The following is a 25,166-nucleotide window of genomic DNA, read 5'->3' on the forward strand; positions in this document are numbered from 1 at the left end:
GGAGACGATCTTTGGCAGAAAAAACAGGCAACGAAAAGCCCGCCCATCGCCCGGAACCAACATCCAAGCGATAGACGAGCTTTCCGCTCGTTATGGACTTGCAGCCCTCATCCTGCCTCCTGCCTATGCCCCGCCGGGAAGCGCAACTTCCTCCCGCAAGGCGGCTTTGCCCCGTCCCGGAGCAGCCTTCGCCGCCCCGGAGCCGTTACTGCTTCTTCGAGGCCATCGCCCGCATTTTCCCGCTTAGCCACATTTGACGCTGCAGCCTGCTATATTTACGGACGCGGGCCATTTCGCGCTTCGTTTCTTCCTCCACGCCCAAGATGTGGTGAAGATGCGCTGCGACGATGAGCAAGGCAAACCCGATCCAGACGAGGCCGAACGCTCCTTCCGGCGTAAGGCCGGGGCCGATGTGAAGACGGGGGACGGCGTACATGAGCATGCCGAGTGCGAGACTCATGTAAACGACGCTTTTCCACTCTTTCACGGCAATCTCTCCTTCGGTTTGTGTTATCCCCATCCTATGAGACAACCCCCGGATTTATGCCCGAATCGCGCCGGCCTTCTGCCGGAATCCCGTCCGCGCGGGCGTCTGCCGCCTTTTATTTGCCGCGCTGCGCCTCGACCTTCTGATTGATCGCATCCTCCGTTTCGCGGATGAGCGTATTGATGTCTTTGCCGCCTCCGTACAGCTGAAGCGAGCGGGAATTGAGCTCGCCGTCGGCGGTGGCGTCGTACTTCGTCGGATTGTTGTGGATCGGCACGGGGCGATGTTTGAAAATCGCCTGTACATTTTTCCCCTTCAGCACTTCTGATTCCTTGCCGAAGCCCTCCCTTACTTCCTTGTCTACGAGCGGGGTGACTACGCTGCCCTTCTTGGAGGAGGCAAGCTGCGCTTCCTTCGACAATACCGCCGAGATAACCTGGAACGCTTCTTTCTGATGCTTGCTCTTCGGCGTGACGAACAAGTAGTAGGCGTCCGCTTCGCCGTAAACGCCGGGCTTGTCGGGAAACTGCGGGTAAGTGGCGAGATCCCAGTCCAGTCCGCCCTTGGCCGCTTCGCCCATCCGGTGGAACAAGCCGATATACGGATACATCGAGATCGTCTTGTCGTACAGAAACGCGTTCAGCTCGTCGCTGTTTTTCTTGTCGTTCGTATTGCCCGGAATCGAGACGATCGACTGGAACACCTGGAATGCCCGCTTGAACGCTTCCGTATTGACGCTCGCTTTCCCCGTAGCCGGATCGAAGCGGTTGAGCGCAAGCGGGGAAGCGATGCGGACCATGTTGCCAACCGCCAATCCCCGGTACTGAACGCCCCCGTCCGTACGCGTTACTTTTTTGCCGAGCTCAACGACGGCGTCCCACGTCATGCCGTCGGTCGGATAACTTACGGCGAAGCGGTCGAACAGCGACTTGTTGTAGTACAGCGCGTCGTAATTAAGCCCGTAGGGCAGAGCGTATATTTCGCCTTTTTTGCCGAATGCCTTGATCGTCTGCACAATGATCGGATCGAGACGGTTCATATCGAAGCTTTGCAGCTTGATCTGCTCGTTCAGATCGAGCGCCACGCCCAGATCGAGCATTTGCTGCATATTGCCCGTCCCCATGATGATCATATCGGGAACGGTGCCTGCCGCAACCATCGTCGTGATGTTGTTATTGGTGCTCGAAACCGTTACATTCAGCTTGATATGCGGATATTTGGCCTGAAGCGGCTTGTAAAAAATTTGCTCCAGATCCTCGTCGGCGATTTTCCAACCCGCCAGCAGCTCGATCGTGACCGGTTCCGGCGGCGTTTCCTTCGGTGCAGCGTTTTCCTGCGCCTTCGGCTGCCCGGCACCGCCGCATGCCGAAGTGATAACGATTGTTCCCGCCAGCGTAAGCGCCGGCATCATTTTTTTGAAAAACATTTTAATCCCCCCGAACTTAATTAGTGGATGTTCCCGCAATACATATAGTAAGCGCTTACACATTACCGTTTCGATTATAACGATCTTGACGATCGAGCGCTTACCCCTTAAGTCCCGCTTCCTCTTCACTTCCATCGTCTCTCGCTTTGTGAGGGCTTACCGCCGCTTGGCGGAAGCAACGACTGTTTTTTCCCAACCTCCCCATGCACTCATTTCTATCTGTTATTTCTGTGATATACTTATCCTAATTAAAGACACTGCCTATTTCCATGCACTTTTTTTAAGCCCAATTTATCTAAAATTTCCCGGGCACGAGTGGGGGGTATCCATTGCACAAACCGCTGTTATCCGGCTTTTTGCCGCAGGTGAACCTGTCGTTTTATTGGGAAAACAAAGAAAGGTTTCTGCTGTACGAGGACGTCTACAAAATGTGGGTGCTCTTCGCTGTCGTTTCCGGCTCGTTTTACTACGAAATTGGCGACGAAAAGGGCTCGGCCGCCTTCGGCGACATCGTCCTGTGTCCGCCCGACACTCCGTTCCGCCGGGTCGTGAATGCCCCGCTGACCTTTTACTACTTCGAGTTCATTTGGGCGGATACCCAGCAGCTCGGCCCGCAGCGCGGGGAGGAGATGCTCCCGACGGGCAAGATCAGCATTCTCGACACGAACCGGCTGGCGCAAAATTACACGATGATGAAAAAGTGGCGCTCCTGGCCGCTCTCGGTCCGCATTCCCCAGTACAACCACTTTTGCCAGGACCTTTGGCTGCTTTATTGCGACGGGCTGGGCGAAGGAAATTTGCCGGCCGAGAAGGCGTTCGATCCGCACTCCGATCCGCTCATGCAGGAGGCGCAGCGGCTCATCCAGCAGCGGGCGTTCGCGACCCTTAATCTGAAGGAAATCGCCTCCGCCCTCGACATTACGCCGGTGCAGCTGACCAAAAAATTCAACGCCGCCTTCGGCGTCACGCCGCTTCGCTACTTGACGTCGCTTCGTCTGAACAAGGCGAAAACGCTGCTGCTCGAAACCAAAATGACGATCGAGCAAATATCCGAATGCTGCGGCTACCAAAACGGCTTTTATTTGAACCGCGTATTCGTCAAATACGAGCATACGACCCCGTCCCTGTACCGGAAAACGCATCGCATCTGAATCAGGGGAACTTGTCCCGCGGGCGAAACCTCCCGCCGCCTGCAGTCAGGCGGACGAGAGGTTTTTTTGCCGTTTGGCCCTGCAAGCCTGACCGCTCCAAAAAACAGTCCGTCTCCCCTAGTTCCGCCCCGCGAAAGGCCGTCCGCTCATTCACCACTGGATATATGTCCTCATATGATGGGAGTAGTCTTTGGAAACAGCACTGAAATAATCCCGCAAAATGGGATGAATGGCCCTGCGTAAGATAGCTGATCTTGGGTTCTGAAAGTACGTTAAATTCGCAGGATGGCGCTTCTAAAGGAGACACACCATGACCAGTACGAAAATGACAATCCATGTTCAAGGCATGGGCGGCCTGCTCCAAGAACAAAGCCTCGTCATCGGGGAACGCGCGGTCCGCTTGCACAAAATTCCGACCGGCTCGGCGGTCACGCTCCAGTTCGGCGCAGCGAGGCATCAGGTGAAGGTCGTCTCCGCCTCTCATCTGGACGGCATCCGCATCGGTGAACCGCTCGCCGACAAGTTGGGCCTCCATCATGGTTCGGTGGTCGGCATACGCTACAAAGCAAGCAGCAAAACGCTATCCATCGGTCCACTGATCGGTGTCATGATGAGCCGGGTCTACTCCGGATCGCACGACCGCCCTTTCGGCAACAACACCACTTTTTGCAAAGAGCTGACGGACACCTGCCGAACGTTCGGCGCCTTCGTTTATTTTTTCACCGCAAGCGATGTCGGTTCTGGCCATTCGACCGTCAAAGGCTGGGCGTGGAGCGGCCGCTCCTGGTACAAAGCCGACTTCCCGGTTCCGGACGTCGTCTACAACCGGCTAACGACGCGAAAGCTGGAAAACGACCCCGGCGTGCAGCAGTTTATGCGCGAAGTTCGCTCCCGTCACGGAGCCGCCGTGTTCAACGAAAAGTATTTGGACAAAACGGACGTTTTTGAGGCGCTGAAGAAGGATGCTTCGCTGCTGAAATATTTGCCCGAGTCGCATATGTTCAAAAACTTCCAGATGCTCAAATCGATGTCGTCCCGGCATCAGGTCGTCTTCCTCAAGCCGATTACGGGCAGTCTCGGCAAAGGGATTATCCGGATCGCCCGTTTGAGCAGCCAGTCGTATTCGTGCCAGACGACAAGCCTGAACGGCACGGTGCGCCAAACGTTTCCGAGCCTTGAGGCGGCGTTCGGCTCCCTCTCCGGCAAGCTGAAGCAGCGGCGCTACCAGATTCAGCAGGGTCTCCACCTGATCGAAACGGGTGGAAGGCCGATCGATTTCCGAGCGCTTGTGCAGCGCGGCAGCGGTGGAGCCTGGGGCGTCACTTCCATCGTCGCCCGCATAGCCGGCAGCAATCATTTCGTTTCGAACCTGGCCAGAGGCGGATCGCTCAGCCGGGTGAAGGAAGCGCTCGCCAAAACAGGTCTGACTGCGCTACAGCAGCGAAACGCCTCCGTGGGTTTGCGCAAGGCGGCGCTCGATATCGCTGGTGGCATCGAAAAGCAGGTAGCGGGGCATTTCGGCGAGCTTGGCGTCGATCTGGCCGTTGATATGAACGGCAAAGTGTGGCTGCTCGAAGTTAATTCCAAGCCTTCCAAAAACGACGGTACGCCGCTCGCCGAAGGCGCGATACGTCCTTCCGTCAAACAGACAGTGCTTTATGCCCGGTATTTGGCCGGATTTTAAGCGATGGTGAAGTCGATGAACACGAGGAAAGTGCAGACGGCGCTTCGTACGGTCGGCATTATGACATGCCCGGCTGCGGGAGAGGTGCCGGTGCCCGAAAAGTTTTTTTTCCGCAAGCTGACGTTAATCGGAAAAGAGCTCGGGCTCACCGTATTTGTTTTTTTTCCGAACCGGATCGATTGGCAGCGCCGACGCGTTGTCGGGTACGCCTATTCGGCGGAATCGGGGCGCTGGGAGAAAGGCGTATTCCCTTTCCCGGACGCCGTCTACGACCGCTGCTTTTATTCGAATCGGAGCACGTATGCCGCTTACCGCGAACCGATCCGCCGCCTGATGAGCACCCCCGGCATCCACTTTCTCGGTTACGGCCTCAAGGGCAAATGGAACGTCCACCAAATGCTGATGCGCGACGAGCGGATCGAGCCTTTCCTTCCTGAAACCGAACGGCTTCAGGATACGAACGACATCGCGCGCTGGCTGGACGGCAAGGGAGAGCTGTTTCTGAAGCCCCAGGGCGGCAGTCACGGCAAAGGCGTTCTGCGCATACAGAAAATACCAAACGGCTTCGGCGTAACCGGACGAACGTCCCGCAACGAGCCGGTGTGCTACGACTTTCGCTCCTCCCGCCGGATGCTCGACTGGGTCCGGCAATTTACAGACGGCCGACCGTATTTGATCCAGCGTTACTTGCATCTGAATACCGCAAGCGGAGACGCATTCGATATTCGCGCGCTGATGCAAAAAAACCGCAAAGGCCTCTGGGAGCTGACGGGACTCGCGGTCCGTCAAGGGGCGCCAGGCAGCGTAACGAGCAATCTGCATGGTGGCGGCCATGCGGAGGAAGCGAAGCCGTACCTCGGACGGCTATACGGAGATGCGGCGGGCGACATCCTGGAAACCGTTAAAACTTTAGCGCAGCGCGTGCCCGAGGTGCTGGAGCAGCATCACGGCCGGCTGGTCGAGCTCGGCGTCGATATCGGCGTCGACACGGACGGCAGCGTATGGCTGCTCGAAGCGAACTCGAAGCCCGGACGGTCCGCATTCGCGGCGCTCCCGGGCAAACAAGCAAGCCTGGCAGCGGTCCGGAACCCGATGTTATATGCCAAATATGTGCTCGACACGAGAAAAGGCGTACCTGCCCGTCAATCGGCGAGCCTATGACGGACGTCAAACGCCGCTAGAGCTTCTCGCAACCTTTTAGGAGGGTAACTCATGAGTTTGACAACGTGTACTATCCATTTCGCGGCGCGAAGCGACAAAACGCTCTATGTCAGCTCCGCCCTGCTCAAGTCGCTGCAGCTCACGGGGTCGAAGCAGGTGACGCTAAGACTGGGAAGCAGAACGGCTAACGCAGGCATCAAAGTCGTGAAAAAAACCGGCAACCATCTGTATATTCCGGTTTCCGTCAAAAACCAGCTGCAAGTGCCGCGAAGCGGAACATGTATGGCTGTTTCGAACGGGGCGAAGGAAATTCAGCTCGGACCGCTTATCGGTATCTTGACGAACGCTTCCTCCCCGAACACCGCCCAGCCGTTCGGGTCGCGTTCTGCGCTGCTGCGGGATTATATACGGCCGGGCAACAAAAAGTCGTTCTTCTTCGCCTTCGTGCCATCGGACGTAGACTGGACCGCAGGCAGCGTTGTTGGCTACTTCATGACCGAAGACGGCTGGATCCGCAAAACGGTTCCGCTTCCCGATGTCGTCTATAACCGCTTATCCAGCCGCAGGGCGGAGAAGTCGGTATCGATCGAATCGTTCAAGGAGCGGTTCGTGCGGCGAGGCATTCCGCTGTTCAACTGGAGCTTCTTCGATAAATCCGACGTGTACAGCCTGCTTGACGGCGACAAGGAAGCGTTCAAGCATGTGCCTGAATCGCATCTCAACCCGACGCCGGATAAAGTGCGCGAAATGCTCGAAAAACACCGGTTCATCTATCTGAAGCCGACCGGCGGCAGCCTCGGCATCGGCATATACCGGGTTACGTATCATCCGAAACGGGGATATTTCGTCCGGTTCCGCCGCGGCGGCAAAAATGTACTGTACCGGTTCACGCAATTTTCCAGCCTGATGAACCTGCTTAACGCGCGGAGCGGACGATTGCGCAACTACGTCGTCCAGCAAGGCATCCGGCTGATCGAGATCGACAGCTGCCCGATCGACTTCCGCTTCCATCTGCATAAAAACGGCAGCAACCAGTGGGTCGTCGCCGGCATCGGCGCGAAGAAGTCCGGCAAAGGCAGCGTAACGACGCATGTGAAAAACGGCGGGCAGGTGATGACCCCCGAGCAGGTGATGGACCGCGTGTTCGGCAGCAAGGCCGATACGATTTTGCAGCATTCCAAGCAAACCGCGATCAAGCTGGCCGAATCGATCGAGAAGAACAGCCCCCACATCCTCGGCGAGCTCGGCTTCGATATCGGCATTGACCAGAACGAGCAGGTTTGGATGTTCGAGGCGAACTCCAAGCCGGGTCGGTCCATCTTCAAGCATCCGTCGCTGAAGTCGCAAGGCAAGACGTCGCTTAATCTCATCTTTGATCACTGCCTCTATTTGAGCCGCTTCAAGGTCAGGAGGGAATCGTAATGGAGCTTTCCTCCGCGCTTTCGATTCACCGGCCGCTGCTCGGCATCCTGACGATGGACGACTCGGAGGAGCTGTTCCGCGGCAACCGCAGCAACTTTATCGATATTATCAAAACCGGCACCGAAATGGGCGTTTCCGTCTGCGTCGTCACGGTCAAAGACTTGAAGCCGGGACATAAAAAAATAATCGGTTATATGTACAATCCGTCGTCGAAAAGCTGGTCGCAGCAAATTATCGGCATCCCCCGCGTGCTCTACAACCGGATTCCGCAGCGGGAGGACGAATCCGACCCGGAGGTGCAGCGGACGCTGCAGGCGGTGCTCAAGATGCCCCAGGTGCGCATATTCAACCCGACGTTTTTTAACAAATGGTCGCTGTTCGAATGGCTCGGCAAGGCGAAAACGACGGCCAAATATATCCCGGCGACGCGGCGTCTTTCGGCAAGCCATGAGCTGGAAGGCCTGCTGAAGCTGCACGGCTCGGCCTACCTGAAGCCGATCAGCGGCAAAGCCGGCAAAGGGATCATGAAGGTGGACCGCTGCGTCGGCAAGGTCGACCGCAAGCTGGAGTACGCGCTCAGCATTCAGGAGACGAAGGGCAGCGCGGTAATCCGATATCCGAAAATCTCGCAGCTTTGGTCCAGAGTGAAGGACGAGATCGGACATGAAGAGTACATCGCCCAGCAAAGCATTTCGATTGTCCGGTACAAGAAACGGCCGTTCGATTTGCGTCTGCTCGTGCAAAAAAACTATAAAGGCGAGTGGGACGTCACCGGCATCGGCGCCCGGCTCGCCGGCAAAATGAGCATTACGACGCATGTGCCGCGCGGCGGCTCGATCGACGATCCGGAGAAGCTGCTCGCCGCGGCGTTCGGGCTGGAAGGGACGAAGCGAATCCTGCTGCGGGCCCGCAAGGCGGCCCTTGCGATTGCGAGGCAGGTCGAGAAGAAATCGGGCCATATGCTCGGCGAGATGTCGATGGATATGGGCGTCGACATTCACGGGGGCATCTGGTTTTTCGAAGCGAATTCCAAGCCGATGAAGTTCGACGAGCCGCAAATCCGCAAAAAGTCGCTGGAGCGGATCGTCCAGTATTCCCTTTACTTGATCCGAACGAGTCAGGCCAAAACCGGCGGACACTCCGTAAACCATCCGAGCTCTTGAACAGCGACCCGGGAAGCAGGTGATCAGCATGGCGAACGAACAGACGCTAGGGATCGCAACGATCGACATTCATGATATGGAGGAACGCCGTTATTTTCGCAAGCTTATTTTGCGGGGCAACCAGCTCGGGCTTCGCTCGTTCGTATTTACCCCGCATAACGTCGACGAGAAGGGCAAACGCATTTACGCCTACATGTACGATTCCTCCGCGAACAAATGGGTGCGGGAATGGACCGCCTATCCCGCGCTCGTATACGATAGATGCAGATACAGAGCGGGCGAGGCGTACGCCCGGTTCAAACGGTTTCGGGAAACGCAGACTCGCCTCCTTTTTTTGAACCACCCGATCCCCCACAAGTGGGGGATGCATCAATTGCTGTCCCGTTCCGAACGCATCGGTCCTCATATGCCGGAAACGCGGGTGTATACCGATCACCGCGAGCTGCTGGACAGCATGAAGCGCCATCCGCTCGTGTACGTGAAGCCGATCAACGGAACGGGCGGACGCGGCATTTTGCGCGTCGAACGAAGAAGCGGCGACCGCTTGCTCGTTCAGGGCCGGAAGTGGGACCGCAGCATCATCCGGCCAAAGCTCGTCACCGAAAACCGGCTCCCGTCCACGCTTGCCGGCTGGGAGCTGCGCGGCCGCTACATGGTGCAGCAAGGCATTCAGAACAAGCTGCCGAACGGGCGCGTGTTCGATTTTCGCCTGCTCATCCAGAAAACCGGCGAAGGAGAATGGGATGTAACCGGCTGCGCCGGCCGAATCGGTCCGCGCCAAAGCATCACGTCCAATCTGCACGGCGGCGGCCAGGCGGTGCCGATGAACACCCTGCTCGGGCGCCGCTTCTCCTCCGAAGCGCAAATTGAGGAGATCCGCAGCAAAGTATACGACCTCGGCTACGATGTTGCCAAAACGATCGAGGAGCATTTCGGATCGCTGTGCGAGCTCGGCATCGACATCGCCGTCGACCCTGACGGACACCCGTGGCTGCTCGAGGTCAATCCGAAGCCGGCTCGCGAAGTGTTCGCCCGCATCGGAGAGACGACAACGTACGAGAAGGCGATCTCCCGCCCGCTCGAATATGCGCTGTGGCTGCATAACCAGCACGTCAAAAAAAGAGCCGAATCGCGCCATAAGCAAAGAGCGCCGTTATCGCCGCGCGTCAGACGAAAGCGGCTCCCGAGACCTACCTGAAAGCGATAGCCAGCATAACCAAGCCGGAGTTCGGGAGAAGCATTCACCCGCTTCCGGCTTGGCTGCGTTATCGCGGCTTCGCGGCACCGGCGGCCTGGCTAAGCCCGTACTCCAGCAGCTTGCGGGCATCCGGGTACACGTCCTTACCCGTGGAGCGCAGGACGACGGCGATAATCTGCTTGCCCTCGGCGGAAACCGAGGAAACGAGACAATACCCCGCCTGGTCGGTAAATCCGGTTTTGATGCCGGTCGCTCCCTCGAAATAATAAGGACTGCCCGGCTGCAGCAGCTGGTTCGTGTTCGTCAGCGCCAGCTTGGCGCCTGCGCCTCCTCCTCCCCTGGCTCCCGTAGCCGCGACGACGTAGTCGGTCGCGCGAACCGCTTCGCGGAACGCCGGGTTAGCCATTGCCGCTTTTGCAATAAGCGCCATATCCTTCGCCGTCGTATAATGCTTCGGATCATGCAGGCCGCTCGCGTTCACGAAATGCGAATCGGTCGCTCCGGCCTTTTTCGCCCGTTCGTTCATCAGTTTAGCGAACTGCTTCTGCGCCTCGGCGGCGTCCAGCCCGGGAGTCCCTGCCGCTTTGCGCCCGATATGGACCGCGAGCGAGCGCGCCGCATCGTTACCGGAAGGCAGCAGCGCCGCTTCAATGAGATCGTACAGCTTGATTTGCTGGCCGGGTCTGATACCGGCCCGGCTTTCCTCCGGATCTTCGGGATTCGCTTCCGATCCGATCGTGACGATATCGTCCGGCTTGCCCTTCTCCAGCGCGATAAGCGCGGTCAATATTTTCGTCGTGCTGGCCGGATACGCCCGCAAACGCTCGTTTTTGGCGAACAGTACGCGTCCGGTGGACGCATCGAGCACGAGCGCCTGCTCCGCCTGCAGCCCGGGGCCCGGCATTATCCCGTCCGCGGCGTAACCCACCAGACTTCGTACGGCGGAGACGATTTTCCCTCCCGATGTGTTCATCGCCAGCAGCAGAAGCAAAGCGATGCCAAGCAGGACAAGCAGCTTACGGTTCATCTTCCCGATCCTTTCTTGCGTACATAGTGGTTCCCAGTGTAGGGGACAACATTTAACCGAAAGGGAAGAAACCATTAACTTTTTCTTAACGTTCCATAAAGTTTCATTATGATGGCGAATGTTGAACTTGCGGCGATCGAGTCTCGTCTTATCAAGTAACTACGAAAACGAAAGGGTGCACACTTATGGATAACTTGAACTTGCAACGAAACAAACATCAGCGCCCGCTTTCTCGTCAGGCGGACAAGCAACCGGGAATCGGCCGAAAGGCGCTTCTCGCGCTGTATACAGGAGTTGTGCTGGCAGCAGCGCCGGCGGTGCCTATGGTCGTATCGCCCGCGCACGCGCAGGCGCAGGAAGTGGCGGCGGACCGGCTTAACGTCGTGTCCACAGGCATGACGATCGACGGCGTTCGGACCGACTTGCCCGCCGCGAACGATGCGGGCACCACCTATATCGGGCTCCGCTCGCTGAACGAGCGGCTCGGACTGAAGACGGACTGGGACGAAACGAAGCGGACCGTCACGGTAAGCGGACGCGACCGGACGCTTGTGCTGGAGGCGGATACCGGGGTTTATACAGCAGACGGGCAAACGTACTACGGGTCCGGCGCCATTTTGCAGGACGGCTCCGTTTATGTGCCGCTGCGGTTTATGCTGGAGCGGATCGGCTACGGTATTTCTTACGATCCGGCTACCCGGATTATCGGCATCGACAGCATCAAGGAAAATGCGCTCACGATCCAAACCGTCGCCATCTCGGAACAAGCCGATCATCAGACGCTGGATGTCCGCTATCCGCAACTATCCGGTTACGCTGACAAGAACGTTCAAGACAGTATTAATGCGTTCCTGAAGCAGGAGGCGGAAGCTTCGGCGAAGGCCGCAAGAGAGGAACTGGCGGAAGCGGCCGCAGCCTTCAAGGAAGCGGCGGCGGGGGACAAGCAGTCGGACAGGCCGATGCCTACCGTATCGTTCGACAGCCGTTATACCGTTACGTATAACGAAAAAGGCTTGCTCAGCCTTTACGTCGACGCCTACAGTTACCTGGGCGGAGCCCATGGCGGGACGATCCGCACCCCGTATACGTTCGATCTGCAAACGGGCAAGCAGCTGTCGCTGAGCGAAGCAGCCGGAGGCAGCGCGAACTACGTAGCGGTCATCAACGAAGCGGTCAAGGCAAACATCCGCGATACCGACCTGCCGCTGCTGGTGCCGTTCGAAACGATCGAGCCGGACCGGGCCTTCTTCCTCAAGCACAGCGGTATCGTCATCTACTTTGAGCAATACGAATATACGCCGTATGCGGCGGGCATGCCGGAATTTGAAGTTCCGTTCTCGGCTTTTGCCAAAAAGAGCTGAGAGCTTGCAAGCACAAACGAACGAAGCACCCGGGCCGGAAGGCTCCGAGTGCTTTGTTTTGTTTAGCGTCTTTGGCTGTGTCCGTTAAGCGTAGAATCGGTATACGCACGCTTATACGGCTGAGCGGACACGGAACAAAAAGTTCCACTACATGCTGTCCTTCCGTTGCTCACCCCGCTATAACGGAACCAAAAGTTCCGCTATGTCCTCAGGAATACCCGGATTCAGCCCCTTTTGCCAGGTTTAACGGAACTTTCGCTTCCGTTATCAAGCCGATTTCAACGCTTCCTTGCACAATAACGGAACTCGCGGTTCCGCTATGCAGATTCATCTCCGGATGTTCGCGGTTATGGGACAAGTCTCAAGGAGTTGCGGCAATAGATTTTGTCGATGACGCCAGCCGGCAGCGCAAGCGTCTCCAGAAATTGCTGCAGCTTGTTGTCCCATATATCGCGGCCGTACAATACGCGGTCCTGGAATTCGAGCAAAAACTCCTTGGCGAACGAGGCGTCGCGGCTGAGCGCGTTCAGCCCCGAGCCCGCGGACAAGTCGCAGTACAGATTGTCGTATGTACGCATCATCGCCGTTATTTTGCCGCCGGGTATAACCGGTCCTGTCGGGTAGCTGTGCGACGCATACAGATCGTCGCCCGAGATGTGCGCCCAGAAGCCGGGGCCGTGTCCGAGGAACACCGTATCCGGGCACTGCCGGATCGCTCTCTCGAACGCCTCGATGCCGCCGCCGTACCAATAACCCGGCGTCGCGTACGGCCCGCCTCCGCCATGGCCGTAGTTAACCTCGACAATAACCGGCAGCCCCCGTTTGCCGCAGTAGCGGAATACGCTGACCGCATCGGGATTGTCGTACATCATCCGCAGCATCACCTCGCCGTACACCTTGACGCCGTACATCTCGATCGCCGCTTCCAGGCGTCCGATCGCATGCGGCTTGCGCGGATCGGGCGCATAACCGAGCACGAAGCGGTCCGGCGCCTTCTGCACGCAGGCCAAGGCATTCGCGAACGGAATCGGGCCGTCCTCATTCCCCCAAGTCATGCTGTGGTAGTTCGGCGCATATTCGAACTCCGGCGTCTCGAGCGTAAGCAGCCATGTCCGGTCGATGCCGTACGTCCGCATGTTGTCCAGAATCGCCTCGCAGGACATGTTCAAGTAATTCGGATGGTTGTGCGAATCGATAATCACAAGATCACCCCGTATCGATAATGTACCGCCAGTGTATCGCCGCCGAGTAAAATAGACCTGTTGTTCACTTGTTGCTTCATTATAACAGATCGGAACCGCCGGACGGGCCCTACGCAAAAAATAAACCGCAGGGCGCGCTCGCTCCCTCCGGTTTATTCGGCTCCTTTAAGCGGCAAACGGACTTCGAACAACGTACGGCTGCGGTCGCTCTCCGCCCGGATCGTCCCTCCGTGCAGCTCGACGATTTGCCTCGCGATCGCAAGGCCGAGGCCCGAGCCGCCCGTATCGGTCGAACGCGATTTTTCCACACGGAAAAACCGGTCGAAAATATGCGGCAAATCGTGCGGCGGAATCGGTTCGCCGTAATTGATCACCTCCACGACCGCCGCGCCGTCTTCCGTACGAACGGCCACATCGAGATAGATGCCGTCCTTGCCGTAATTGACGCTGTTGGCGAGCAGATTGTCGAACACCCGGGCCAGCTTGTCTCCGTCGGCATCAATCGGCACTTTGCCTTGCGGAAACTTCAGCCGGATCTCCATCCCCGCCATCCGCATCTCGTATTGGAACTGGGCCGTCAGCTGGCCGATCATTTCCACCAGATCGAGGCTCGATTTGCGCAGCGATAAGCCGCCCCCGCTCAGACGGGTATATTCGAACAAATCGTCGATCAGCGTGTGCAGCCGCTTCGACTTCTCGTAAGCGATATGCACATAGTGGCGCAGCTCGACTTCGTCGCGGTAACGGTCCTGCTCAATCAGGCCGAGATAGCCGGATATCGACGTGAGCGGGGTGCGCAGATCGTGGGAAACGTTCGTAATCAGCTCGCTTTTCGTTCGCTCCGCCCTGCGTTCGTCTTCGATCGACGTCTTCAACTGCTCGGCCATTTTGTTCAGATTCGAGGCGAGCTCACCGAGCTCGTCGTTGTAGCTCACTGGAATCCGTTCGTCGAAATGCCCGTCCGCGATACGCTGCACCGCCTTCGTAATACGCAGCAGGTACAGGATGCGCTTGTTGCTGAGCACAAAGGTATAGATGACGAAAAACAGGATGCCGGTCACGACCAGAACGGTCGGAATGCCGAACATATCGTTAAGCTGTCTCGCCAGCCCATATATAAACGGGATTCTGAAATCGTATGCGATGTAAACGACAAGCAGCGCACCCAGCAAGCTTAGACCGGATAAGCCCAAGCTGAGGACGAACAGGCCGATGAGCTTCCAGCGGAGGCTGTATAACAGTCTGCTTTTCAAGCGGGTATCCCCCCGGAACGAATTTGCAGGCAAAGCGCGGTACAGGGAACGGAAACAGGGCATTTATCATAACATGTAGCAGATTCGATTACTTGTATAAAGGAGCAATCATGTTCATGAACAGATCTACTTATTATGGATATTCGTACGCATACGTCCCGGCCTCCGGTCCTGCCTACCCCCAAACCGGGAATGAGCAGCGCAGCGAAAGCGCGGTAATTCCGCAGAATTTGACATACGTAACGAAAGTGGAGCCCGTATTTACCCAGCATCTGGTGCAGCACAAAGGAATGGCGGTCAGCATAACGACAACGGTCGGCAAGCTGGAAGGGATTCTCGATGACGTATTCATCGATCATGTTACCCTTCTGGTGAACGGGAAAAAGCATCATATCCGTTTAGGTGAGATTGTTTATTTCGAAAAACGCGAAGGCAAAAAATAAGCTGCAACGGCCAGGCGTTTCTTGCCTGGCCTTTTTGTGCGCCATCCCGGTCCGGCTGCAACCGTTTCTCAGCTACTTCTCGAACTTGTAGCCGACCCCCCATACGGTATGTATCCACTTCTGCCCCGAATCTTTCTCCAGCTTGTCCCGCAGCTTGCTGATATGCACCATCACCGTCGTAAACGTCGGGGAATACGGCTCGTTCCAAACGCGCTCATAGATCGCCTCCGCGCTGAAAACGCGGCCCGGCTGGCTGGCAAGCATATACAAAATGCCGAATTCGATCGAAGTCAGGTGCACCGGATTGCCGTCGATCGCAACCGTATGGGTGCCTTTATCGATTTCTAGCGGACCGATCGTCATCAAGTCGGAGCTGCGCGCCTGATTCGCCTTCACATTAAGCCCGTACGCCCGGCGAATGAGGGAGCGGACGCGTGCCAGCAGCTCCAAAGGGTTGAACGGCTTCGTCAAGTAGTCGTCCGCCCCGGTCATGAGCCCCATAATTTTGTCCATATCTTCCGTTTTTGCGCTGAGCATCAGGATCGGGACGCTGCGGCTGGTCCGGATTTGACGGCATACTTCAAGGCCGTCGATGCCCGGCATCATGATATCCAGAATGACGAGCCGGACTTCTTTGCGCTTCAGCAGCTCCAGAGCGTCCATGCCGTTATACGCTTTAAGCACCTCGTAGCCTTCGTTGATCAAATATATTTCGATCAGACCGGCTATCGCCTGATCGTCGTCGACAATAAGGATCGGTTCGTTCAACTTCGGCAGCCTTCCTTTCGGTTCCTGTACTGTTATCATACGCCAAATTCGGCTTAAGCGGCAACCGAAGAGGACGAGCCGTTTGCGCGAGAAGCGAATATTTGTTTGCATACCGGAAATAAATGGATTATAGTATGGTTCGAACGATTTTTCATTCCCGACCGTGAGGTGAAGTATGGATCTAAAACAAACCAAAATCAACTGGGTCGTTGCCGGTCTGCTGCTCGGCATTTTCGTCGGAGCTCTGGATCAGACGATCGTCTCGACGGCCATGCCGACAGTCGTCACCGAGCTTGGCGGCTTCGAGCATTACGTGTGGGTGTTCTCCGCCTACATGATCGCGACCGTCGTGGCGACGCCCATATTCGGCAAGCTGTCCGACATTTACGGTCGGAAGCTGTTTTTTCAGCTCGGGCTTGTCTTGTTTTTGCTCGGCTCGGTGCTGTGCGGCATCGCCGGCAGTATGACGGAGCTGATCGTATACCGGGCGATTCAAGGCATCGGCGGCGGCGCTTTGATGCCGATCGCTTTCGCCGTCATTTTCGATATTTTCCCGCCGGAGAAACGGGGCAAAATGAACGGGCTGTTCGGCGCGGTATTCGGGCTGTCCAGCGTATTCGGACCGGCGCTCGGGGCTTACATTACCGATTATATCGACTGGCGCTGGGTGTTCTACATCAACGTGCCGATCGGCCTTGTCGCCCTGTCGCTCATGCATTTCGGCTACCGGGAAAAAGCGGCCCAACGCAAACAAACCATCGACTGGGGCGGCGCGACTACGCTCGTTACGGCGATTCTCGGTTTTATGTTCGCGATCGAGCTCGGCGGCTCGGAAACGTATGCCTGGGGCTCGTGGCAAATCGTCGGCTTGTTCGCGCTGTTCGTCGTCTGCTTCCTGCTGTTCCTCGCCTTCGAGCGGAAAGTAGCCCATCCGATCGTCGAGCTGAAGCTGTTCAAGAGCCGTCTCTTCACGGCCAGCCAGGCGATCGGCTTCCTGTACGGCATTATTATGGTATCGGGAGCGACGTACATTCCGCTGTTCATTCAGGGCGTATACGGCGAATCGGCCAGCGCGGCGGGCCAGACGCTCACTCCGATGATGGTCGCCGTCGTCGTCAGCAGCATGGTAGGCGGACGGCTCATCAATAAAATGTCGTACCGGAGCATCATGCTGATCTCCACGATTATTTTGGCGGTAGCGATGATCCTGCTCGGCACGATGACCGTCGATACGCCGCGCTGGACCGTTACACTGTACATGGTACTGGTCGGGCTCGGCATCGGCGTTAATTTCGTCGTGCTCAACATTTCCGTGCTGCACGGCTTGCCGGGACAATACAAGGGAGCGGCGATTTCGCTCATAACGTTCTTCCGGACGATCGGCTCGGCGCTAGGCGTTACCGTCCTCGGCGTAATCCAGAAAGTCGACTACAAGGCCAGGGTGGAATCGCTGTTCCCCGATCCGGCACAAGCGGCCCAGTTCGCCGACCCGAAGGCGCTGCTCATCCCTCAGGTCCGCGCCACGCTGCCGCAGGATGTGATAGCCGGGGTGACGAAGGCGCTCGCCGGATCGATCTCATACTTGTTCCTCGTCTCCATCCTGATTACGGTCGTCGGTTTCGCTTTCGTGCTTATGCTCGGGCGCGCCCGGATGGAACTGCCTTCCGCGGCTGACAAAGATCAAGGAAATCTGGAGCCGGGCCCGGTCTCCCATATGTGAGCCGGCGCTACGAATGCAAAAAGCCTGCGGGATCACTCAGTCCCGCAGGCTTCTTCCATGCAACCCGATCAGTCGATCCAATCGATAAGCTGTCCGAACTCCGTAATGACCATATCCGCGCCTTCCAGCTCGCTTTCCTTGCCGAACCCGGCATAGTTGCAGCCGACTACGGGGAGTCCGTTCTTATGGCCCGCTTCGACGTCTGAGGAACGGTCGCCGACCATCCACGCCGAGCCGATTCCATGCTGCTCCAGCAGCAGCTTGACGAGATCGACCTTGGAGCGCGTCTCGTATTCGCCGGCGCTATACAGTCCGGTAAACAGCGGAGCAAGTCCCTTGTAGCAAATGACTTCCTTTACATACGCTTCGAGCCCGTTGCTGGCAACAAACAGCTTGACGCCCTTCGCGTGCAAAGCCCGCAGCGTCTCCTCGACACCGTCGTACATAGCCCCTTCGCCGCGCTTCAGTCCTTCGACCTGATGCAACAGCAGCAGCTCGTCCGCCCGTCGGTGCACTCGCTCGCCGGCATCCGGCAGCACCCGCTGCCAAATATGCTCCAGCAGCATGCCGAGGCTGCTCAAAATCCGCTCCTTCGGCGGCGTTCCTTTCGTATAAATGCCTTCCCGGTTCATTTGCTCGAACGCGGCTTCGTAAGCGGGCAGCAGCAGCGTCTCCGTTTGGAACAAAGTACCGTCAAGGTCGAACAACATAGCTTCCGGACGCACTCGCTTCATGGTTGTGAGATCTCCTTTTTTGCGGTAGTGAAGATGAGGAATTACGAATTGGGAAATAATTATAATCTAAGCATGAGAGACCGCTATTGTCAACGAAGCGACTCAAGCAAATAGCGATAGCAAAGAAAACAATTTTCGTGTATGATTAATATATACAAAAATAATTTTCATAACCATTGAAAAGAGGTGACCCTCACCCGCTATGTCCGATCTGCTCCGATCGATCCGCGAGCAACTGCCGGGGCTGAACCCGAAGGAGCAAGCGCTCGCCGCGTTTATCGCCGACCATCCGCAGCTAGTCGTACGTCTCAGCATTACGGAGCTGGCCGATCAGTCGCAGACAAGCGCGGCGACGGTGTCCCGCTTTTGCAAAAACTTTCACGCCGGCGGATATTCCGGTCTGAAAATGCAGCTCGCCACCGAGCTTGCGCTTCAGCCCGCGGGCGATTCGTATCAGGATATCGTCGCCGGCAATACGCTGGAGAGCATCGTCTCCGCCATGGAAGCGAACCATATCCGCTCCATTTCCGATACGTCGCGCCTGCTCGATCCGAAGCTGCTGGAACAGGCTGTCGCCGCGCTCCACGCCGCCGGGCAGATCGATATTTACGGCGTCGCCACTTCCGGCGTCGTCGCCCAGGATTTTTACCAGAAGCTCGTCCGCATCGGCAAAAAGGCGACCGCTTTCTCCGATCCGCATATGCAGGTTACTTCAGCGTCGAACCTCAGCGACGGCGACACCGCCTTCGCCATCTCGTATTCGGGCGAAACGCCGGAAACGATCGATGCGCTGCGATGCGCCAGAGAACGCGGAGCAACGACCGTATCGCTGACCAAGTTCGGTCCGAACACGCTGTCCGCCCTTGCCGACATTCCGCTGTATACATCCTCCCTCGAGGAAGGGATGCGCCGTGGTGATATGGCGTCCCGCATCGCCCAACTGCATGTGATCGACATCCTGTTCACGGGGCTGATCAGCGAATCGTTCGACGATTATGTGCCGAAGCTCGAGCTGAGCTACCAGATGGTCAAAAAATACCGCAAAGAAAAAGGGAGATAACGCATGAACATTTTAACTTTCCGTTCCACCGACGAATTGAACGAAGCTGGAGCAAGCATCATCACCGGTCTCGTGCAAACGAACCCACGGGCTGTGCTGGGCCTAGCTACCGGAGGAACGCCGGTCGGCATCTACGAGGAAATCGTGAATACGCACCGCAAAGGAATGGTCAGCTTCAAATCAGCGACGTCGTTTAACCTGGACGAGTACGTCGGCATCCCGGTCGATCACCCGGAAAGCTATCGTACCTATATGAACCATCATCTGTTCAGCCATGTCGACTTCGCGCCGGAACGCACGTTTATTCCGAACGGCAACGCCTCCGATCTGGAACAGGAATGCGCCCGCTACAATCAACTGCTGGACGACGCCAAGCAGATCGATCTGCAGCTCCTCGGCCTCGGCCATAACGGCCATATCGGCTTCAACGAACCGGACCACGCGCTTGTCAGCGGCACGCACATCGTCAAGCTGAAGGACGAGACGCGCGAAGCGAACGCCCGCTTCTTCGACTCCATCGACGAAGTGCCGACGCATGCGCTTACGATGGGCGTAGGCACGATTCTGAAAGCGAAAATGATACTGCTCGTCGTGCGCGGCGCGGACAAGGCGGAGATCGTCCACCGGGCGCTGAACGGCCCGATTACGACCGAATGCCCGGCCTCGCTGCTGCAAACGCATCCGCATGTTGTCGTTCTACTCGACACCGAATCCGGGAGGCTGTTTAACGCATGAGTAAAGCGGTTATTGTTACAAACGCGAAAATCGTAACCGAACAGGAAGTTATAGACGGCGGCTATATCGTGCTGGAGAACGGCAAAATCAAGTCGATCGGCCGCGGCTTGCCGGAGCAAACCGACGCCGGAGCCGAAACGATTGACGCTCGGGGCGGCTGGATACTGCCGGGCTTTATCGACGTGCACGTCCACGGCGGATACGGAGCCGACTTCATGGACGCGAGCCGCGAATCGCTCGACACGATCACCAAGTTCCACAGCGGCCACGGAACGACCTCGATCGTCGCAACGACGCTTACCGGCCCGAAGGACCAGTTGACGAAGGTGCTGGACACGGTAAACGAGTACATGGCGGCCCCTATGCCTTACGCGCAGGTGGTGGGCGTTCATCTCGAAGGCCCGTTCATTAACGTCAAATACAAGGGCGCACAAAATCCGGCCTACATCGTGCCTCCGCAAAAAGCGTGGCTGGAGGAATGGCACGCCAAATATCCCGGTCTTATCCGCCAGCTGTCGCTCGCTCCCGAAACGGAAGGAGCGCTCGAGCTCATCGCCTGGCTGCGCCAAAACGGCATCAACGCGGCGGCCGCCCATACGGACGCTACGTACGACCAAGTTATCGCAGCCGCCGATGCGGGACTGAACCAGGCGGTGCATACGTTTAACGCGATGACGCCGATTCATCACCGCAATCCTGGAACGGCGGGGGCCGTCCTGACCGACGACCGGATTCGCGCCGAGATCATCTGCGACGGACACCATGTCCATCCCGCCTGCATCAAGCTGCTGACGAAGGCGAAGACGGACGACAACCTGATCATGATTACGGACGCCATGTCGGCAGCCGGTCTCGAAAACGGCATCTACGATCTTGGCGGACTCGCGGTTCAAGTAAGCGGCGGCGTCGCTACGCTTGTGGAAGGCAACAGCCTTGCCGGCAGCACGCTGACGATGATCGGCGCGCTCCGTTATGTAACGGCTAATGTCGGCGTAACCGTTCCGCAGGCGAGCCGTTACATGAGCGGCAACCCGGCCCGCCAGCTCGGCATTTTCGAGAGAACGGGCAGCCTCGAGGCAGGCAAACATGCCGATGTGCTGCTTATTAGCCCGGACCTTACGCTGGAGCGCATCTGGATTCGCGGCAACGAAATGAAGCCGTCTGAAGGATAAGCTTTTGGGGTAAGGGAGCTTTAGCGCCATGACCGCCAGCCATTTTGGGGCTGGCGGTCTTTTTTGCATATCAACGAGATACGAACGCCTTATACAGCTTATCCGGCCCCCGATTCGGTACAGCGTCCTGTTCTTCCCCGCCGGGCGCGCGCCATAACGGCCATTCATCCTGTTCCGGATCGTACCGGTAGAATCGCCCGTCCTCCTCATACATAAGCTCGTCGCCGGAGCGGAACGCGATGCCGAAGCCGGGCGGAGAGGCCACTGGCTTCTCGGAGCTGCCGGGACGCCATAACGACCAGCCTTCTTGCGTTAGGTAGTATCCGCCTGCGGCATACATTTGCACATAGGCTCCTTTAACGGTTACGACCCGCACGATTCCTTTCACGGTGAAGCGGGTACCGTCGCTGCGAACAAACTCGGTATAGGGGACGCCGCTTTGCGTCCGGGTCCAATAAACGCCGTCCTCGGCCGGAAAAATCGACAAATCGAGCATGGAATATTTAGCGGCAAGCACCGATTCGGACACCCCTCTATCGACTTGCGGCGGACCATTCGTATCGCGGTACGTATATAAATTGGTCATGCCCGATTCGTCTCTATCCCCGTATGCCAGCACATACAGCTGACGGCGGTAGGGGTCCCAGACGGCGTTATTGATATTGCGGGTTTCGCCCGGATCGTTCTCATGCACCGTCCGTCTGGTCAAAGCTTCCGTGTCGTATGCATATACGCCGTAATAAGAAGCGTACAGCAGCGTATTCGAGTCGATCCAGCGGATCGGCGTATCGTCTGGCTCGATCGTCGAGTAGAACACACGCTCCAGCACGATCGGTTCCTTCCCCGGACGCTCCAGCACGAACGCATAACTCCAGCCGTCACCGTCTCCCATCGCTCCGCCTAGCCCGATAACCCCAACATATTTCGTTCCGTCGGGCGAAAGGAGCAGCCGATCGTAGTAACGGTCCCTAGATCCGTTTACCGCCTGCTGTCCCGTCAGACTGTCTTTCCAAGCCAGAGCCGGAAAACGACTGATGATCACGCTCATCTCGTCCTGAAGCCGGTTCCCGCTTGCCGCCTGCAAATCGCCAAAACGCAGCGTCAGCTCGGACGTCCTCCCGTCCGAAGGGGCAGCTTGATCGAAGCGCAGGAGAAGATGGGTGGAGTCCGTCCATTCCGCTTGAACGAGCGAGCCTTCGGCGGCAATCGGCAGACGCGGCTCCATCACCTCCGAAAATTGCAGCACGATGCCTGTTTCCTCGGCAGGAATAAACAGTCTGGAACCGTACTCGCGCGCTGGAATATGGAGCACATTCGCCACGGCTTCCCCTGCTGCGGACACCGGCTTGAAGCTCAAAGACTTCATTCGTTCCACCCGGATCGGCGGCAAATCGCCGAGCCTGACCTCGAAGGAGGCGCCGACCGGCTGCTCCAGCCGCAGCCGGTACTGGTTCGAGTCGGCTCTGTCCCGCTCGAAAACCGGCTTCTTATCTCCGATTGTGATTTGATCCAGCAGCGCGTTTCTGCCCGCTTCGTCCGCATCGCTCCATTCCAAGTGGATGGTGACGCGCTCCCATTGATGTACGACCTTGGCGGGCAAAGAGGAGCTGTCCGACGTTTGCCATTGTTCAATCATCCGAGCAGCGTTTTCGGTTTCCTCGCTGAATGCAATGCGCTTCAGATGTTCGCGAACGGAAGGGCGAGCTTCGTTCCGCACCGGGGCCGTATCGCTTGGCTTGGGCTGAGGAGAAGTGCCGGGGTTCGTCGTTTTCCCGCTTCCGGCGGCGTTTTCCTTGTTCGTCGAAGGCTGATCCATTCCGTTCAAATCCGTTCGCTCTTCGCAAGCTGATAACAGGAACAGGAGTAATCCGTACGCCAGTATAGACACTGCTCTTTTCTCCACTGCGCATCTCCCCTTCAAAGGGTTACCTATATATGTAATTTAGACGAAACACGGCGCATTCGGTTGCGCGGTAAAAAGCCCGGACTACCGGAGTTTTCTCCGAGTCCAGGCTTTTTTGGCGGCGAACGGGAGCAGCGGCATCAGCTCTTCAGCTTGATCACGATCAGCTTCAGCTCGGTCATTTCCTCAACCGCATATTTGATCCCTTCGCGTCCGAAGCCGCTTTCCTTGACACCGCCGTACGGCATGTTATCGACGCGGAACGTCGGGAAGTCGTTAATCATAACGCCGCCCACGTCCATTTCCATCGCCGCCTGCATCGCGGCATGAATGTCGTTTGTATAGATGCCCGCCTGCAAGCCGTAGCGGGAGCTGTTCACTTCACGGATCGCTTCGTCCAGGGTGGCGAACGAGCTAACCGTTACGATAGGCCCGAACACCTCCTGGCACGACACCGGCTCATCGGTCGGCACGCCGGTCAGTATCGTTGGCGGGTACAGCCTCGAGCTAATCGCCTCTCCGCCCGTAACAATCTCCGCTCCTTTGGCGCAGGCGCTCGCCACCCAATCTTCCATGCGCCGGACTTCCTTCTCGCTGATGAGCGCCGAGACGTCGGTTGCTTCATCGAGCGGATCGCCAATGACCAGCTTCTCCGTCTGAGCCTTGAATTTCTCCACAAACTCCGCAAACAAATCGTTGTGGACGAGGATGCGCTGAATCGAAATGCACACCTGGCCGCTGAACGCAAACGCGCCAGTTACGCAGCGCTGGATCAACTCGAGTGTAAGCTCGCACGTCCGGTCGATGACGAGTGCGGAATTGGAGCCTAGCTCGAGCGTCACCCGCTTCAGTCCTGCTTTGTTCTTCATCGCGATGCCGACGGCCGGAGAACCGGTGAACGTAATCGCCTTGACCCGCTCGTCCCGGACGAGCCTCTCCCCGACAACGTTACCCGGCCCCGGTATAATATTAAGCGCCCCGTCCGGCAAACCGGCCTCGGCGAACAGCTCGCCCAGCGCGAGGGCCGACAACGGCGTCTGCCCGGCCGGCTTGAGCACGACGGTATTGCCCGCGGCAATTGCCGGACCGACTTTGTGAGCAACGAGGTTGAACGGAAAATTGAACGGGGTGATCGCGCCGATGACCCCGAGCGGTCGGCGCATCGTAAAGGCGATTCGCCCTTCTCCCCCGGGAGCGGCATCGAGCGGCACCGTTTCGCCGTGAATGCGTCTTGCTTCCATAGCGGCGAACTTGTACGTCTGAATCGTGCGGGCGATTTCACCGCGCGCGGTTTTGATCGGCTTGGCCGCCTCCAGAGCCAAAATGCGTACAAGCTCGTCCTGCCTGCGCTCCATGATTGCGATCAGCCTGTCCAAAATGGCGGCCCGCTCGTGGGCGGGCATATTCGCCATCACGACAGCCGCTTTCTGCGCAGAGCGAATCGCCTCCTCGGTTTCCGCTTCCCCCGCTTCCGCCACTTCCGCCAGCAGCTCACCCGAGTAAGGAGAGTACAGCGGCATATACTTAGACGCTTCCTTCCATTTGCCGTCCAGATAGAAATGCCTTTTCACAACCTATCGCCTGCCTTCCCCTTTCCTATTAGTATAAGGCTTCTCCGCTCCAAAAATAAAATCGATTGTATTCCGGACAGGGAATTTCTTCTGTAAAAAGTTAAAGTGTTGCGCCGCCGAGCAGGGACGGATTCCGATAGGAACGTGCTGAATGAGAGCCGTAATGCATTCGCTCAGGGGTTGTCAAGCCATAGGAGAAATAATAAGATTGCGTCAAATTTTGTCGAAATTAATCGAATAACTGCTTATAGTAACAATAGGGCAGTTGTCGGCTTCGAAAGGAATGTGTATTCTTACATATGAAGCGCCCTTTTGGAAAGATCCGTTTTTAGCTTCCTATGTTGGGAGGGACATCCGGCATTCATTTTCGTCGGTTCATTCTGATCAGCGCATACATGTATGGTTGTCCGGGGAGAAATAATTGGGTATGGAATTCGGACAAGAAACAAGTCGGATGAGAACAGGGTGCTTGTTGACGGGAAGCTTTCGCCGTATACGGAGTGCTCTATCGCCGATCTGGACGTC

21 protein-coding genes are annotated in these 25,166 nt (G+C 57.3%); 12 read left to right on the forward strand and 9 right to left on the reverse strand.

Annotated elements, in window-relative coordinates; genetic code table 11:
- Positions 1–205 precede the first annotated feature (205 nt).
- Together D7M11_RS07470 and D7M11_RS07475 are read right to left on the reverse strand one after the other, a co-directional pair.
- Positions 206–487: a hypothetical protein gene (locus tag D7M11_RS07470; protein WP_193556134.1), complete on the reverse strand. Its 282-nt coding sequence runs from the start codon at positions 485–487 to the stop codon at positions 206–208.
- Between the two features lie 115 nt (positions 488–602).
- Positions 603–1,913 (reverse strand): ABC transporter substrate-binding protein, encoded by a 1,311-nt coding sequence (locus D7M11_RS07475; RefSeq protein WP_158606494.1) that lies wholly within the window; start codon positions 1,911–1,913, stop codon positions 603–605.
- Positions 1,914–2,242: 329 nt separating this feature from the next.
- Between D7M11_RS07475 and D7M11_RS07480 the strand changes: the two genes are divergently transcribed.
- The 6 genes from D7M11_RS07480 to D7M11_RS07505 all read left to right on the forward strand — a co-directional run bounded on the left by D7M11_RS07480 (position 2,243) and on the right by D7M11_RS07505 (position 9,692).
- Positions 2,243–3,064, forward strand: coding sequence for a helix-turn-helix domain-containing protein (locus tag D7M11_RS07480; protein ID WP_120746544.1), 822 nt, complete (start codon positions 2,243–2,245; stop codon positions 3,062–3,064).
- A 310-nt stretch (positions 3,065–3,374) separates the two neighbouring features.
- Positions 3,375–4,748, forward strand: a complete 1,374-nt coding sequence (locus D7M11_RS07485; RefSeq protein ID WP_120746545.1) for a YheC/YheD family endospore coat-associated protein — start codon at positions 3,375–3,377, stop codon at positions 4,746–4,748.
- Positions 4,749–4,763: 15 nt separating this feature from the next.
- On the forward strand, positions 4,764–5,909 hold the full coding sequence (locus D7M11_RS07490; protein ID WP_158606495.1) for a YheC/YheD family endospore coat-associated protein: 1,146 nt from the start codon (positions 4,764–4,766) through the stop codon (positions 5,907–5,909).
- Between the two features lie 51 nt (positions 5,910–5,960).
- Positions 5,961–7,331 carry a YheC/YheD family endospore coat-associated protein gene (locus tag D7M11_RS07495; RefSeq protein ID WP_120746547.1) on the forward strand — a complete coding sequence of 457 codons (1,371 nt, stop codon included), beginning with the start codon at positions 5,961–5,963 and terminating at the stop codon, positions 7,329–7,331.
- A complete protein-coding gene (locus D7M11_RS07500) occupies positions 7,331–8,494 on the forward strand; it encodes a YheC/YheD family endospore coat-associated protein (RefSeq protein ID WP_120746548.1) in 1,164 nt (387 codons plus the stop codon). Before D7M11_RS07495 ends, D7M11_RS07500 begins: the two co-directional genes overlap by 1 nt.
- Positions 8,495–8,522: 28 nt before the next feature.
- Positions 8,523–9,692 carry a YheC/YheD family endospore coat-associated protein gene (locus tag D7M11_RS07505; RefSeq protein WP_120746549.1) on the forward strand — a complete coding sequence of 390 codons (1,170 nt, stop codon included), beginning with the start codon at positions 8,523–8,525 and terminating at the stop codon, positions 9,690–9,692.
- Positions 9,693–9,759: 67 nt separating this feature from the next.
- Here the strand turns inward: D7M11_RS07505 and D7M11_RS07510 are convergent, their stop codons facing one another.
- The gene (locus D7M11_RS07510; protein ID WP_158606496.1) at positions 9,760–10,719 is read right to left on the reverse strand and encodes a D-alanyl-D-alanine carboxypeptidase family protein; all 960 of its coding nucleotides are present in this window, start codon (positions 10,717–10,719) and stop codon (positions 9,760–9,762) included.
- Between the two features lie 200 nt (positions 10,720–10,919).
- Here D7M11_RS07510 and D7M11_RS07515 point away from each other — a divergent pair, with 200 nt between their 5' ends.
- Positions 10,920–12,080 (forward strand): PdaC/SigV domain-containing protein, encoded by a 1,161-nt coding sequence (locus tag D7M11_RS07515; protein WP_158606497.1) that lies wholly within the window; start codon positions 10,920–10,922, stop codon positions 12,078–12,080.
- A 347-nt stretch (positions 12,081–12,427) separates the two neighbouring features.
- On the opposite strand, the gene D7M11_RS07520 is transcribed toward D7M11_RS07515, so the two are convergent.
- Positions 12,428–13,282, reverse strand: a complete 855-nt coding sequence (locus tag D7M11_RS07520) for an amidohydrolase family protein (RefSeq protein ID WP_120746552.1) — start codon at positions 13,280–13,282, stop codon at positions 12,428–12,430.
- A gap of 152 nt (positions 13,283–13,434) precedes the next feature.
- Positions 13,435–14,535: a sensor histidine kinase gene (locus tag D7M11_RS07525; protein WP_240040991.1), complete on the reverse strand. Its 1,101-nt coding sequence runs from the start codon at positions 14,533–14,535 to the stop codon at positions 13,435–13,437.
- 116 nt (positions 14,536–14,651) lie between these two features.
- Here D7M11_RS07525 and D7M11_RS07530 point away from each other — a divergent pair, with 116 nt between their 5' ends.
- Complete coding sequence (locus D7M11_RS07530; protein WP_120746554.1) at positions 14,652–14,978, forward strand: DUF2642 domain-containing protein; 327 nt, start codon at positions 14,652–14,654, stop codon at positions 14,976–14,978.
- A gap of 72 nt (positions 14,979–15,050) precedes the next feature.
- On the opposite strand, the gene D7M11_RS07535 is transcribed toward D7M11_RS07530, so the two are convergent.
- Positions 15,051–15,746, reverse strand: coding sequence for a response regulator transcription factor (locus tag D7M11_RS07535; RefSeq protein WP_240040992.1), 696 nt, complete (start codon positions 15,744–15,746; stop codon positions 15,051–15,053).
- A gap of 175 nt (positions 15,747–15,921) precedes the next feature.
- Here D7M11_RS07535 and D7M11_RS07540 point away from each other — a divergent pair, with 175 nt between their 5' ends.
- Complete coding sequence (locus D7M11_RS07540) at positions 15,922–17,466, forward strand: MDR family MFS transporter (protein WP_120746556.1); 1,545 nt, start codon at positions 15,922–15,924, stop codon at positions 17,464–17,466.
- Between the two features lie 68 nt (positions 17,467–17,534).
- Here D7M11_RS07540 and D7M11_RS07545 read toward each other — a convergent pair whose 3' ends face one another.
- Positions 17,535–18,200, reverse strand: a complete 666-nt coding sequence (locus D7M11_RS07545) for an HAD family hydrolase (RefSeq protein ID WP_120746557.1) — start codon at positions 18,198–18,200, stop codon at positions 17,535–17,537.
- Positions 18,201–18,402: 202 nt separating this feature from the next.
- Between D7M11_RS07545 and D7M11_RS07550 the strand changes: the two genes are divergently transcribed.
- Genes D7M11_RS07550 through nagA form a run of 3 tightly spaced genes read left to right on the forward strand, consistent with a single transcriptional unit; the run spans position 18,403 to position 21,167 of the window.
- The gene (locus tag D7M11_RS07550; RefSeq protein ID WP_120746558.1) at positions 18,403–19,260 is read left to right on the forward strand and encodes a MurR/RpiR family transcriptional regulator; all 858 of its coding nucleotides are present in this window, start codon (positions 18,403–18,405) and stop codon (positions 19,258–19,260) included.
- A gap of 3 nt (positions 19,261–19,263) precedes the next feature.
- Positions 19,264–19,995, forward strand: a complete 732-nt coding sequence (gene nagB, locus D7M11_RS07555) for a glucosamine-6-phosphate deaminase (protein ID WP_120746559.1) — start codon at positions 19,264–19,266, stop codon at positions 19,993–19,995.
- A complete protein-coding gene (gene nagA / locus D7M11_RS07560) occupies positions 19,992–21,167 on the forward strand; it encodes an N-acetylglucosamine-6-phosphate deacetylase (RefSeq protein WP_120746560.1) in 1,176 nt (391 codons plus the stop codon). Before nagB ends, nagA begins: the two co-directional genes overlap by 4 nt.
- A 70-nt stretch (positions 21,168–21,237) precedes the next feature.
- On the opposite strand, the gene D7M11_RS07565 is transcribed toward nagA, so the two are convergent.
- Complete coding sequence (locus D7M11_RS07565; RefSeq protein ID WP_120746561.1) at positions 21,238–23,070, reverse strand: hypothetical protein; 1,833 nt, start codon at positions 23,068–23,070, stop codon at positions 21,238–21,240.
- Positions 23,071–23,210: 140 nt separating this feature from the next.
- Entirely contained in the window at positions 23,211–24,641 is a 1,431-nt protein-coding gene (locus D7M11_RS07570; RefSeq protein ID WP_120746562.1) for an aldehyde dehydrogenase family protein, read from the reverse strand.
- Between the last annotated feature and the right edge of the window lie 525 nt (positions 24,642–25,166).

Origin of the sequence: Paenibacillus ginsengarvi, assembly GCF_003626695.1 — a bacterium.
Lineage (GTDB): Bacteria > Bacillota > Bacilli > Paenibacillales > NBRC-103111 > Paenibacillus_AB > Paenibacillus_AB ginsengarvi.